Source organism: Enterococcus sp. DIV1937 (genome assembly GCF_050535975.1).
Lineage (GTDB): Bacteria > Bacillota > Bacilli > Lactobacillales > Enterococcaceae > Enterococcus > Enterococcus faecalis.
In genome coordinates this window covers 1,705,886-1,719,044 of the sequence record NZ_CP172909.1, presented here as the reverse complement: position 1 = coordinate 1,719,044, position 13,159 = coordinate 1,705,886, and the positions used below count along the sequence as shown (strand labels likewise).

Genomic DNA, 13,159 nt, shown 5'->3' with positions numbered 1-13,159 from the left:
GAAAGTGTTCTTACGATTCTCGCCACAGTCAAATCCTGTTGAGCACTACGACTGATGCAAAGAGAGAGAGCAGCTATTATCTGCGATTACTCGATGCTGAAGGGGTAGGAACTCTAGTCTGTTTAATTTTGAAAACAGATGAAAATCAGTTTAAAATGAATAGAAATAAAAAAGCAGTGATATAGTAAGTACAAGACTTGATTTGTCTAACAGAGAGCCTAGGTAGCTGAGAATAGGTAACAAAGACGTTTTGGAAAATGGCTATTGAGCAAGCGCTCCGAGTGTTAAACACAAGGCGGCGACGGGGGCTCCCGTTATCGAGCTAGGGTATCGAACATGTTGTTCCGTACTTGAAAAGGGAATTTGTGTGAGCAAATTCTGAACATGAGGTGGTAACACGCAAAAAAGCGTCCTCAACGATACAACTCGAGTTGTGTCGTTGAGGATGCTTTTTTCTTTTTTATGAAAAAATGCAGGTTGGTAAGAATGAAGGGGGATAAAGAATGATTGAACTAAAAAATATCAGTGTGACATTTCAACAAAAAAAACAAGAAATTCAGGCTGTCCAAGATGTGTCTTTGACAATTGATAAAGGGGATATCTACGGAATTGTTGGTTATTCCGGTGCTGGAAAAAGTACGCTAGTACGGGTAATTAATTTATTGCAACGACCAACAGCGGGCACCGTTATTATTAACAAAGAAAATATTTTAACTTTTTCTAAAAAGGAATTACGACAACAACGAAAAAAGATTGGAATGATTTTTCAACATTTTAATTTGATGAAAGAGCGGACTATATTTAGAAATATCGATTTTTCATTAAAATATTCTGGGCTAAGTAAAAGTGAACGGCGTCAAAAAATCAGCCATTTATTAGAGCTAGTTGGACTAAGTGAAAAACGGGACGCTTACCCCAGTCAACTATCAGGAGGGCAAAAACAGCGGGTTGCGATTGCCCGCGCTTTAGCAAATGATCCTGAAATTTTACTTTGTGATGAAGCGACGAGTGCGTTAGATCCAAAAACAACGGGACAGATTTTAGCTTTGTTAAAAAAGTTAAATCAAGAACTGAACTTGACGATTGTCTTAATCACCCATGAAATGCAAGTGGTTAAAGAAATTTGTAATAAAGTCGCGGTGATGGAAAATGGCTGCGTTGTCGAATCAAACGATATTGTTTCGATTTTTAGTCAACCCCAACAACCTTTAACCAAAGATTTTATTCGGACAGCAACTCATATTGACCAAGCATTAACAACAATTCTTGAACATCCTAAATTAGCTGATTTAGATAAAAATCAAGAATTAATTGAATTTTCTTATGTGGGGGATCAAACGAATGAGCCATTAATTGCACAATTGTATAGCCAATATCAGGTGTATACGAATATCCTTTACGGCAATGTCGAAATTGTTCAAAATGTTCCTATTGGCCATTTAATTGTGGTGCTTTCTGGTGATGAGGCCCAGCGTCAACAAGCCCTTACTTATTTAGCGAAACAAGGCGTGCGAACCAATGTTTTGAAAACCTATCAGCAAACGAAGCAAAAGCAGAATTTACAGGTGATTTAAAAAAGGAGTGAACTGAGAATGTATCAATTATTTGAGAAATATTTTCCGAATGTTGTCCAATTAAAACAAGAGTTTCTTCAAAGTACATGGGAAACATTATACATGGTTTTTTGGACAGCATTGATTGCTGGTGTGTTAGGAGTCTTGTTGGGTGTCGTGCTTGTCAGTACTGGCCCCAGTGGTGTTTTGAAAAATCCACCCCTGTATAGTGTCTTAGAAAAAATTATTAATGTTTGCCGCTCTATTCCTTTCATTATTATGCTCGCACTGATTCAACCATTAACACGAATTTTGGCAGGAACGACAATTGGTACAACCGCAGCGTTAGTCCCATTAGTTATTGGCGTAATTCCGTTCTTCGCGCGCCAAATTGAAAATGCGTTATTAGAAGTGGATCCTGGCGTTATTGAAGCGGCAGAAGCAATGGGGACGAGTCCCTTAGGGATTATTTTTCGGGTTTATTTAATTGAAGGGTTACCAAGTATTATTCGTGTTTCAGCAGTGACAATTATTAATTTGATTGGATTAACAGCCATGGCAGGAGCGATTGGAGCCGGTGGTCTGGGCAACTTAGCGATTACTCGAGGATACAATCGGTTTCAAACCGATGTGACATTTATGGCCACGTTAATTATTTTAATTATGGTATTTATCAGTCAAGCCATTAGTAATCAATTAATCAAAAAAACATCACATTAGAAAAAAGGAGAAATAACAAATGAAAAAATTTAGTAAATTAATTGGACTTATTGGGGTATTAGCTTTTACGATTGCAGGTTGTGCATCGGGGTCTGCGAAGGATACTAAGACAGAAACCGTTAAACTAGGGGTTGTAGGAACAAAAAATGATGAATGGGAATCGGTCAAAGACCGTTTGAAAAAGAAAAATATTGATCTACAATTGGTAGAATTTACAGACTATACGCAACCAAATGCAGCATTAGCAGAAAAAGAAATTGATTTAAATGCCTTTCAGCATCAAATCTTTTTAGACAATTACAATAAAGAACATGGGACGAAATTAGTATCAATTGGCAATACAGTCAATGCACCATTGGGGATTTACGCTAATAAATTGAAAGATATCACGAAAATTAAAGACGGCGGAGAAATTGCTATTCCTAATGACCCAACGAATGGCGGGCGGGCGTTAATTTTATTACAAACTGCAGGACTGATAAAAGTAGATCCTGCGAAACAGCAACTACCGACTGTCAGTGATATTACTGAAAATAAACGCCAATTGAAAATAACTGAATTAGATGCTACGCAAACAGCGCGCGCTTTACAAGATGTCGATGCTTCAGTGATTAATAGCGGCATGGCTGTCGATGCTGGGTATACACCAGATAAAGATGCTATTTTCTTAGAACCTGTAAACGAAAAAGCGAAACCTTATGTGAACATTGTCGTGGCCCGAGAAGAAGATCAAGAGAATAAACTTTATCAAAAAGTTGTAGAAGAATATCAACAAGAAGAAACGAAAAAGGTCATTGCAGAAACATCAAAAGGCGCCAATGTTCCAGCCTGGGAAACATTTGGTAAAAAATAAAGGAGGCATTTATAATGAGTACAACAACGATTCAAACAATCCAAGAAGCTATTGCTACAGAAAAGGAATGGATAATCCATTTAAGACGTCATTTTCATCAATACCCTGAAGCAAGTTTAAAAGAATATGAAACGATTAAGCGAATTAAAGAAGAACTACTAGCCTTAGCTATTCCTTTTGTAGAAGTAGGGGAAACGGGTGTTTTAGCAACCATTGAAGGAGGTCTTGGCGCTGGCAAAACGATTTTGTTACGTGCAGATATTGATGCGTTGGAATTACCAGATGCAACAGGCGCTGCCTATGCTTCTAAAAATCCAGGACTCAATCATGCTTGTGGACACGATGGTCATGCTGCAGCATTGCTAGGTGCAGCTAAAGTGCTCAAAAAACATCAGAATACCTTTTCAGGAACGGTTAAACTGGCCTTCCAGCCAGCTGAAGAAATTGGTGCAGGCGCTCGACAATTTGTGGAAGGAAATTATTTAGAAGCAATCGACCAAGTGTTTGGGATTCATTTAGATTCCAGTGTGCCGGTCGGAAAATTAGTCGCTACCAAAGGCGCCACCAACGCCTCTTGTGATATTTTTAAAATTGAAGTCAGTGGTCAAAGTAGTCACGTCGCCCAACCACAGAATGGCCGAGATGCTGTTTTAGCAGCGGCCAGTATCGTTGTGGAATTACAAAAAATTGTAGCGCGCGAGATTGATCCTTTAGATTCTGTCGTAGTAGGAATTGGCGTTTTACAAGCAGGAACACGCTATAATATTGTAGCAAACCAGGCAACCATTGAAGGTACTGTTCGAACATTTAGTCAGGAAACGCGCCAATTTGTTTTACAACGAGTCGAAGAAATTGCCCATGAAATTGCCCAGTCTCATCGCACAGAAATTGCTGATTTTTCTGTTTATGCGGCAGCGAATCCATTAATTAATGAAGAACAAGCAACCAACCGTGCACAGCAGGTAGCCAGTGAAATTGTTGGTTTTGAAAATGTTGTGACCGATCATCCTAAAAGTTTAGGGGCGGATGATTTTGCTGATTACTTAGCGGTAATTCCTGGTATCTATGGACGGGTCGGTTCACGAAACCCTGAAAATCCTGCTACTCATTTTGGACACCATCATGAACAATTTGATATTGATGAACGTGCCTTACTTTTAGCAGCAGAGTACCACATACGCTATGCATTAAATTATTTATCAGAATAACAGGGATAGGGAGCCGACAAAATGATGGTTTGTGGGCTCCTTTCGTTATAAACCAACGTGGCTTGCTTTCTTGTCATTCTATGGTAGAATACAAGCATAAGAAAGGTGATTCACATGTTTTTTGTTTTAACTGATAAATTAACAAGAAAAGTAGCTCCCGATAGTTTAAGAACAGATGAAGCACTGTTGTGGAGCCGAGCAATTAATTTCTTCATCGCTTGATAGCACATTTTTTGACTAGAAAAGCTAGTCTTATTTGAGTGTACGTACAAGCGGTTGTCGGGATTTCTGTCAGGATGGACGACGTGCAGACGTGGTTCTTTTTTTGTTGTCCCAAAATAATCAGTTAACAAGAAAGAAGTGACGAAAATGAGTATTTTAACTATTGAACATTTAACGCATCGGTTTGGCGAAAAGGTCTTGTATGAAGAGGCTTCATTGCAAGTGAATAAAGGGGATCATTTAGGCTTAACTGGCCAAAATGGTGTCGGCAAATCCACCTTAATTAAAATTTTAACGGGGGAAGTATTGCCAGACGAAGGAACGATTCAGTGGCAAAAAAATTGCAAGATTGGGTACTTGGATCAGCATGTTTCTGTAGAACAATCACTAACGATGGTTGATTTTTTGAAACAAGCCTTTCAAGAACTTTTTGATAAAGAAGCGAAACTGACAAAACTTTATGAAGAATACAGTCAAACGGCTTCGGAAAAACTTTTAGAACAAGCAGGCAAGTTACAAACAGACTTAGATGAAAGTAATTTTTACCAAATCGACACGATTATTCAGGATTTAGCCAATGGGTTAGGACTACAAGCAATTGGTTTGGATAAAAAGTTAGGGGAGCTAAGCGGTGGTCAACGTTCAAAAGTGATTTTAGCAAAATTATTGTTAGAGGCCCCTGATGTGTTACTTTTAGATGAACCCACCAACTATTTAGATGATACACATATTCAATGGCTTGTTCGCTATCTGAATAATTTTGAAGGAAGCTTTCTATTAGTCTCCCATGATTATCAATTTTTAAATGAAGTGACGAATTGCATCGCAGACATTGAGTTTGGCAAGTTAACCAAATATACTGGAAATGTAGAAAAATCTTTTGCACAAAAAGAGCAGAATAAACAAACCTATTTGAAACAGTATCAGGCCCAACAAGAAAAAATTGAAAAAATGGAAGCCTATATTCGTAAATACAAAGCTGGAAATCGAGCAACGATGGCTAAAAGTCGACAAAAACAATTGGACCGGTTAGAACGATTGACTCCGCCAGGTTCCTTGACTAAGCCAGCGATTGAATTTCCTTATCAAGGGTTAGTTGCAACGCAAGCACTAACGACCCAGAAGTTAGTTGTCGGCTATCGGGAACCTTTGTTAGAACCGTTAGATTTAATGGTTCATGTCGGTGAAAAAGTCGCATTGAAAGGTTTCAATGGGATTGGCAAATCAACATTAATTAAAACGTTGACGAAAGTGATTCCTTCATTAGATGGAGAATTTCATTATCCGCTGAATACAAAAATTGCTTATTTTACCCAAGACTTAGCGTGGCCTAATGAGCAGTTAACGCCGCTAGACTATTTATCAGATCGTTTTCCAGATACAACGATTAAAGAGCGAAGAAGTCATTTGGCTAGAGCAGGTTTACCAGATAAGTTAGCAATGCAGTCGTTAGCCCTGTTAAGTGGTGGTGAGCAAACAAAAGTAAAACTAGCGGAACTAATGATGCAAACTAGTAATTTGTTATTTTTAGATGAGCCAACCAATCATATTGATGAAGCGGCCAAAAAAAGTTTACAAGAAGCAATTCACGTTTACCCAGGAACGGTTTTTCTGGTTTCCCATGAAGCAGATTTTTATGAGGAAATTGTGGATCGAGTAATTGATATTGAGGAATTAGTTAAATAAAGAAGAAAGAACCAAGTTGAGGGGGAGTCAACTTGGTTCTTTCTTCTTTATTATTTATTTACTCATTAAGCCATCATGGATTTTTGTTAAATTCCAGTTCATCATGCTGTAGTACGTATCGCCTTCTGTTCCTTCTTTGGCAAGAGAGTCTGTGAAAAGTGTATCGTAAATTGGTCGTTTCACTTCTTTTGAGACCCGTTCCATACTACGTTTATCGACACTGGTTTCAACAAATAACACAGGTGCTTTTGATTTCTTAATGGTATCAATAATCGTGGTCATTTGTTCAGGTGTTCCTTGACTTTCTGTGTTAATTTCCCAAATATAAGCGGCATTTAAATCATAAGCTTTGGAGAAATATTTAAAGGCACCTTCACTTGTAACTAATAATTTTTTATCATCAGGAATATCAGCAAATTTAGCTTTGGCTTCCTCATGTAGTTTGCTAAGTTTTTCGGTATAATTTTTCGCGTTTTCTGTATAGAAATCTTTATTTTTTGGATCTTTTTCTACTAACACGTCACGAATGTTTTCTACATATTTAATGCCATTTTCAATGTCTAACCAAGCATGTGGATCTTCTGTTTGTTCTTGACCGGCACTTGTTAAATATTGTGGCGTAACATTTTTGCTTGTAGAAAAGTAATCTTTATTCTCAACTTTTTTGGCCGTTTTCATTAATTTGTTAAACCAGCCATTTCCGCCTGTTTCTAAGTTCAAGCCGTTAAAGAATAAAATGTCCGCTTCAGAAGCTTTCGCAATGTCTTCTGGTAACGGTTCATATTCGTGAGGGTCTGTCCCAATTGGCACAATACTATGCAGCTCAATTTTGTCTTCCCCAACATTTTTCACTAAATCGGATAAGATCGAGTTCGTTGTCACAATTGCTAATTTTTCTTTCTTTTCAGCGGCTTGATTCCCGCAAGCAGCTAACGTTAACCCTGCTAAAAGTGTTAAAAAAAATAAACTAAATTTTTTCATTCGTTGATTCCTCCATTTCTTTCTCACGGTTTACAAATACTAGGCCTTTCTTTGGTGAGAAAAAGAAAGCCAATAAAAAGAATAAGGCGGCGGTTAAAACAATCGTCGCACCAGAAGCTAAGTTATAAGAATAACTGAAGAATAGGCCAATCACTGAACTTAAAATCCCAAAAGTAGAGGCTAAGCCAATCATTGTTGGTAAGTGATTTGTTAATAGATAAGCTGTTGCCGCTGGTGTAATCAGCATGGCAATGACTAAAATAGTTCCGACGGTTTGCAAAGAAGAAACAGCGACTAATGTTAGTAAAAACATCAATGCATAGTGGAAAAATTGAATATTTAAACCGTAGGCCTGAGCCATTGTGGGATCAAAAGAAGTGAGTTGCAACTCTTTATAAAACAATGCCACAAAAATCAAAACAATCACACCGACGACACAAGTAATTAAAATATCGGTATCTGCGACCGCTAATACATTTCCAAACAGAATATGATATAAATCGGTGGAACTTTTTGCAAAAGAGATAAAAATAATCCCTAAAGCAAAAAAAGAACTAAAGACAACACCAATGGCAGTATCATTTTTTAGTGGACTTTTTTGGGTAATAAAGCCAATCGATAATGCAGCTAATAAGCCAAAAATAGAAGCGCCAAAAATATAATTGAAACCAAACATATAAGAAACAGCGACCCCTGGTAAAACAGCATGTGAAATCGCATCACCCATCAAAGACATCCCACGTAAAATAATGAATGAACCAATTACCCCTGAAATGAGTCCGACAATTATAGACGTCAAAAGGGCATTTTGTAAAAATTGATAACGGAATAAACCATCAATAAATGCAGCAATCATTTTGCAACCCCCTGTATTAATAAATCACCTAACAAATCACCGTATGCTTCTTGGAGCGTTTCTGCAGTAAATGTTTGTTCAACAGGACCCGCAGCAATTAGCCGGTTTTTCAAAACGATTAATTCATCAAAATAGTGGGACACTTTGTGCAAATCATGGTGAACAATGATAATCATTTTACCTTGATTTTTTAATGATTTAAGAATATCCATAATCACTTTTTCACTAGACATATCAATGCCGACGAAAGGTTCATCTAAAAAAATCACCTCAGCACCTTGGGCCAAAACACGGGCGATAAACACACGTTGTAATTGGCCACCAGAAAGTTCGCCAATCTGGCGTTGCGCATAGTCTTCTAATTGCACCATTTTTAATGCAGCCATGGCTGCTTGCTTTTCTTTCTTTCCTGGGCGTTTTAATAGTCCCAAGTTTGGATAGGTTCCTAGCAAGACCGTTTCAAAAACGCTAATTGGGAAACTAAGATCCAAGGCGCTACGTTGTTCTACATAGGCAATGGTTGTTTTTTGTTGGTCAATCGCTTGATTATTTAACAAAACATTACGTTCCTTTGTTTTAATCAAGCCTAATAACCCTTTAATAAATGTTGACTTTCCAGCACCATTTGGTCCGATAATTCCAGTAATTTTACCGGAGGGAATAGTAACGTGGATATTATTTAAAGCGGTCCGTCCTTGATATTGAACGGTTAACGCTTGAACAGCTAAGTTAAAGCTTTTTCTCATGAAATTCCTCCTTTTTAGGTTTGCCTTAAAATCAGTATAAGGGATAGTTTAAGAAAATGCAAATAATTTTTAGGCACGCCTAAATACAAGCGCTTTTTTCACAAAGAAAACCGTTTCTTTCAATAAATTAAGGAGGATCCCATGATTTTTATGACAAAAAATGGTAGAATATGAATGAAAACGACTATTATTTTATATTGACGGAGGATATCATGACCGAAAACTATCAAGATGACACCTTACGCATCTTCAGTTTAAATGCAAATCGACCACTTGCTGAAAAAATCGCAGCATCAGTAGGAACAGAATTAGGAAAAAGCACCGTGCGCCAATTTAGTGATGGCGAAATTCAAATTAATATTGAAGAAAGTATTCGTGGCGATCATGTCTACATCATCCAAGCAACGAATGCTCCTGTAAATGATCATTTGATGGAATTGCTTATTTTAATTGATGCATTAAAACGTGCTAGCGCAAAAACAATTAATGTTATTTTGCCTTACTATGGTTATGCTCGCCAAGACCGCACAGCGAAACCAAGAGAACCCATTACTGCGAAATTAGTTGCTAATATGTTAGTAGAGGCAGGCGCAACACGTTTGTTAACATTAGACTTGCATACTGTTCAAGTCCAAGGATTTTTTGATATCCCAGTAGATAATTTATTTACAATGCCTTTGTTCGCTCATTATTATCGTCAACAAGCATTAGTAGGGGAAGAAATTGTGATTGTTTCGCCTAAAAACAGTGGCGTTCAACGCGCACGTAGTTTATCGGAGTACTTAGATGCGACCTTAGCAATTGTCGACCATGAAGAGATTGATGGGGTGCGCCAAGAAGGTTACGTTATTGGGAATGTCGCTGGGAAAAAATGTATTCTTGTTGATGACATTTTGAATACTGGTCAAACGTTAGCCACAGCGGCGGAAGTTTTAATGAAAAATGGTGCGCAAGAAGTGTATGCTTGCGCCTCGCATGGTTTGTTATCAGAAGGCGCAAAAGCAACCTTAGAAAATGCGCCAATTAAGGAAATTAGTATTACTGACTCTGTTTATACGACAGCAGACCGCCAACCAGCAACCTTGAATATTATTTCTTGCGCTGAGTTAATGGGGGAAGCGTTACTTCGTATTCATGAAAATAAACCAATGAGTCCATTATTCCGTTTAGAACCAAAAGGAGAATAAGTGATTCCTTAAACTAGAAATAGGTCTAACAACTTTAATAGTGTTGGGCCTATTTTTCTTATCTCTTTTATAAATAGAAGAGAAAGTATTCTGATTTTGTGTTTTAAGCTTTTTATGCTAGAATAACGCCAGAACATAAGGAAAGGGACGAGTCATTTGGAACCCATTTATTTAGATCATGCGGCAACAACACCGCTTCATCCAACGGTCATTCAAGCGATGACTGAAAATATGCAAACGACTTTTGGCAATCCATCAAGTATTCATCAGTTTGGACGAAAGGCACACGGTCTTCTGGAAGAAGTGCGTCAAATGATTGCCGAGAGCTTACAAGCCAAACCCCACGAGATTATTTTTAATAGTGGTGGCACAGAAGGGGATAACACAGCCATCTTGGCAGTTGCTTTTTCTCGTCAAAAGGAAGGAAAACATATTATTACTACGGCAATTGAACATCCCGCTGTGTTACGAACGATGGAATACTTAGAAACGTTAGGCTTTGAAGTGACTTACTTACCTGTGAATGAAAATGGTCAGATTTCAATGGATCAATTCAAAAAGTCTTTACGCGAAGAAACGATCTTGGTTTCAATGATGTATGGCAATAATGAAATTGGAAATCGATTACCGATTGCTGAAGTTGGTGCAATTCTTAAAAATCATTCGGCGATTTTTCATACAGATGCCGTCCAAGCTTATGGAAGTGAAGTCATTTTACCTCATGAATTAGGGATCGACTTATTAAGTATTTCCGCTCATAAAATCAATGGTCCAAAAGGCGTAGGTTTTTTATTTAAAAGCGATGCAATCCAATTACCACCTCTTTTACATGGTGGGGAACAAGAAGAAAAACGACGTGCGGGCACGGAAAACTTAGCTGGAATTATTGGCATGGGTACTGCCGTTTCATTACTAACTTCTGCAGAAAAGCAAGCAAGAAAAACAGCCTATCAAAGTTTTCAAACGATTATTTTAAAAGCGTTAGAAGAAGCCAATATTGATTTTTCAATTAATGGTGAACCCACCAATCGTTTAGCGCATGTTTTAAATCTTCATTTAAAAGGAATTCCCAGTGATTTGCTCTTAATGCATTTGGACTTAAGAGGTATTGCGATTTCAACAGGCTCGGCTTGTACAGCGGGAACTGTGGATCCTTCGCACGTGTTGACAGCGATGTATGGAGAAAATTCCTCAGCTATTAAAGAATCAATCCGGATTAGTTTTGGCTACGGGAACACACCAGAAGAAATTGCGACTTTTTCTGAAGTACTAGTTGCAGTGATTCAACAATTGAAAAAATAATCTGATTGCGGCAGCTACAGGTTTTCGCTATAATGAAGATAACAATGAAAATAACGAGGTGGAACCCATGGCATTTACAACAACGGCTGCTGTTGAAGGCTCAACAGTTTTTTACAAAGTACATCCTAGTGCAAAACGCTATACATTAAAAGATAACGGCTTTACTGAAACAAAATCAGGGAACTTTCAATTGATTCGTTCCTTAGATCCAACGCCTCAGAGAAATGAAGGCTTCAAATTGAAAATTACGATCACTGCTGATCTAAAAGAGTTGAAAATGTCCATTACAACGGCAAATGGTTTAAAACCAATGAATATTTTCAAGAATGAACAACATGAAATGAGTAAAGAAAAATACTTTTTCTTAATGGATGGCTTAATTAGCCGTGGTGTATTAGAGAAAGTAGAATAATTTAGAGAAACCTGAAGAAACAAGTGAAAGTAGCTTGTTCCTTCAGGTTTTCTGTTTATTTGAAAGCAACAGCTTGTTGGCTGTGTCTTTGTTCCAAGTATTTTCTCATTATACGCCCGGCTTGCTTTACTTATTTCAAAAAAATAGTATAATGAAAAGCACTGAAAAGTTACGACCTTCAAATCGTGGATGATTTCAGAATCTAATTGAAATGATGGTGATAAAATGGCAGATAACAGCAAAACGCGTGTCGTGGTAGGCATGAGTGGCGGTGTCGATTCATCTGTCACAGCGTTGCTTTTAAAAGAGCAAGGCTATGATGTAATTGGGATCTTTATGAAAAATTGGGATGATACAGACGAAAATGGTGTCTGTACCGCAACTGAGGATTATAAAGATGTCGCAAAAGTAGCGGATCAAATTGGGATTCCGTATTATTCGGTCAATTTTGAAAAAGAATATTGGGACCGTGTGTTTGAATATTTTTTAGCAGAATATCGGTTAGGACGGACACCAAATCCAGATGTCATGTGTAATAAAGAAATTAAATTTAAAGCATTCCTAGATTATGCTATGCAACTAGGCGCTGACTATGTTGCAACTGGCCACTATGCGCAAGTAGAAACGGATGAAAATGGCGTAGTGCATATGTTACGTGGAATTGATAATAATAAAGACCAAACTTATTTTTTAAGCCAATTATCACAAGCCCAATTGGCAAAAACAATGTTTCCATTGGGTGGCATGGAAAAATCAGAAGTTCGTGCAATTGCTGAACGTGCTGGATTAGCCACAGCCAAGAAAAAAGACTCAACGGGCGTTTGTTTTATTGGTGAAAAGAATTTCAAAGAATTTTTGAGTAATTATTTACCAGCTAAAAAAGGCAACATGGTGACAGAAGATGGCGAAATCAAAGGACAACATGATGGTCTGATGTATTATACTATCGGTCAACGCCAAGGCTTAGGAATTGGTGGCGGCGGTAAAACACAAGAACCATGGTTTGTGATTGGGAAAGATTTAACTACCAATACATTATATGTGGGACAAGGATTTCACCATGAAAAACTATATGCAACACATTTAGAAGCTAGTGAGGTTCATTTTACTGTTGATACACCAATGCCAAAAGAGTTTGACTGTACGGCTAAATTCCGTTATCGTCAAGCAGATATTCCAGTGCATGTTTCCTTATCTGAAGATGGCACAAAAGCAACCGTTACGTTTAAGGAACCAGCGCGCGCAGTCACTCCAGGTCAAGCTGTTGTTTTTTATGATGGGATGGAATGCTTAGGGGGCGGCTTAATTGATCGCGCCTACCAAGATGAAAAAGAGCTACAATACGTCTAAAAAGTTTCACGAGTTGTGAAACAAAAAGGATGGAGTTAACCAAAAGAAAAGCGGATATGCTGGTTATAAAACCAGTAAATATC

12 protein-coding genes and 1 other annotated feature are annotated in these 13,159 nt (G+C 37.8%); of the genes, 9 read left to right on the top strand and 3 right to left on the bottom strand.

The window, feature by feature from the left end; all coding sequences use genetic code 11:
- Window positions 1–167: 167 nt before the first annotated feature.
- Window positions 168–418: a binding site (T-box leader), on the top strand.
- An 85-nt stretch (window positions 419–503) separates the two neighbouring features.
- The 5 genes from IGL13_RS08325 to IGL13_RS08305 all read left to right on the top strand — a co-directional run bounded on the left by IGL13_RS08325 (window position 504) and on the right by IGL13_RS08305 (window position 6,242).
- Window positions 504–1,574 carry a methionine ABC transporter ATP-binding protein gene (locus tag IGL13_RS08325; protein ID WP_002378488.1) on the top strand — a complete coding sequence of 357 codons (1,071 nt, stop codon included), beginning with the start codon at window positions 504–506 and terminating at the stop codon, window positions 1,572–1,574.
- A gap of 18 nt (window positions 1,575–1,592) precedes the next feature.
- Window positions 1,593–2,273, top strand: coding sequence for a methionine ABC transporter permease (locus IGL13_RS08320; RefSeq protein ID WP_002359998.1), 681 nt, complete (start codon window positions 1,593–1,595; stop codon window positions 2,271–2,273).
- Between the two features lie 19 nt (window positions 2,274–2,292).
- Complete coding sequence (locus IGL13_RS08315; RefSeq protein ID WP_002366917.1) at window positions 2,293–3,126, top strand: MetQ/NlpA family ABC transporter substrate-binding protein; 834 nt, start codon at window positions 2,293–2,295, stop codon at window positions 3,124–3,126.
- A 14-nt stretch (window positions 3,127–3,140) separates the two neighbouring features.
- Window positions 3,141–4,334, top strand: coding sequence for an amidohydrolase (locus IGL13_RS08310; RefSeq protein ID WP_002378487.1), 1,194 nt, complete (start codon window positions 3,141–3,143; stop codon window positions 4,332–4,334).
- Between the two features lie 369 nt (window positions 4,335–4,703).
- The gene (locus IGL13_RS08305; protein WP_002362078.1) at window positions 4,704–6,242 is read left to right on the top strand and encodes an ABC-F family ATP-binding cassette domain-containing protein; all 1,539 of its coding nucleotides are present in this window, start codon (window positions 4,704–4,706) and stop codon (window positions 6,240–6,242) included.
- Between the two features lie 54 nt (window positions 6,243–6,296).
- Here the strand turns inward: IGL13_RS08305 and IGL13_RS08300 are convergent, their stop codons facing one another.
- Genes IGL13_RS08300 through IGL13_RS08290 form a run of 3 tightly spaced genes read right to left on the bottom strand, consistent with a single transcriptional unit; the run spans window position 6,297 to window position 8,825 of the window.
- Entirely contained in the window at window positions 6,297–7,223 is a 927-nt protein-coding gene (locus IGL13_RS08300) for a metal ABC transporter substrate-binding protein (protein ID WP_002360002.1), read from the bottom strand.
- A complete protein-coding gene (locus IGL13_RS08295) occupies window positions 7,210–8,079 on the bottom strand; it encodes a metal ABC transporter permease (RefSeq protein ID WP_002364373.1) in 870 nt (289 codons plus the stop codon). Before IGL13_RS08295 ends, IGL13_RS08300 begins: the two co-directional genes overlap by 14 nt.
- Window positions 8,076–8,825 (bottom strand): metal ABC transporter ATP-binding protein, encoded by a 750-nt coding sequence (locus tag IGL13_RS08290; protein WP_002356956.1) that lies wholly within the window; start codon window positions 8,823–8,825, stop codon window positions 8,076–8,078. The genes IGL13_RS08295 and IGL13_RS08290 overlap by 4 nt, the downstream gene beginning before the upstream one ends.
- A 212-nt stretch (window positions 8,826–9,037) precedes the next feature.
- Here IGL13_RS08290 and IGL13_RS08285 point away from each other — a divergent pair, with 212 nt between their 5' ends.
- From IGL13_RS08285 to mnmA, 4 genes are all read left to right on the top strand, one after another.
- The gene (locus IGL13_RS08285) at window positions 9,038–10,012 is read left to right on the top strand and encodes a ribose-phosphate diphosphokinase (RefSeq protein WP_002362076.1); all 975 of its coding nucleotides are present in this window, start codon (window positions 9,038–9,040) and stop codon (window positions 10,010–10,012) included.
- Between the two features lie 156 nt (window positions 10,013–10,168).
- Window positions 10,169–11,314, top strand: coding sequence for a cysteine desulfurase family protein (locus tag IGL13_RS08280; protein WP_002378485.1), 1,146 nt, complete (start codon window positions 10,169–10,171; stop codon window positions 11,312–11,314).
- A gap of 67 nt (window positions 11,315–11,381) precedes the next feature.
- Window positions 11,382–11,726 carry a DUF1831 domain-containing protein gene (locus tag IGL13_RS08275; protein ID WP_002356959.1) on the top strand — a complete coding sequence of 115 codons (345 nt, stop codon included), beginning with the start codon at window positions 11,382–11,384 and terminating at the stop codon, window positions 11,724–11,726.
- A 225-nt stretch (window positions 11,727–11,951) separates the two neighbouring features.
- The gene (mnmA, locus tag IGL13_RS08270; RefSeq protein WP_002362075.1) at window positions 11,952–13,076 is read left to right on the top strand and encodes a tRNA 2-thiouridine(34) synthase MnmA; all 1,125 of its coding nucleotides are present in this window, start codon (window positions 11,952–11,954) and stop codon (window positions 13,074–13,076) included.
- The last annotated feature ends 83 nt before the right edge of the window (window positions 13,077–13,159 follow it).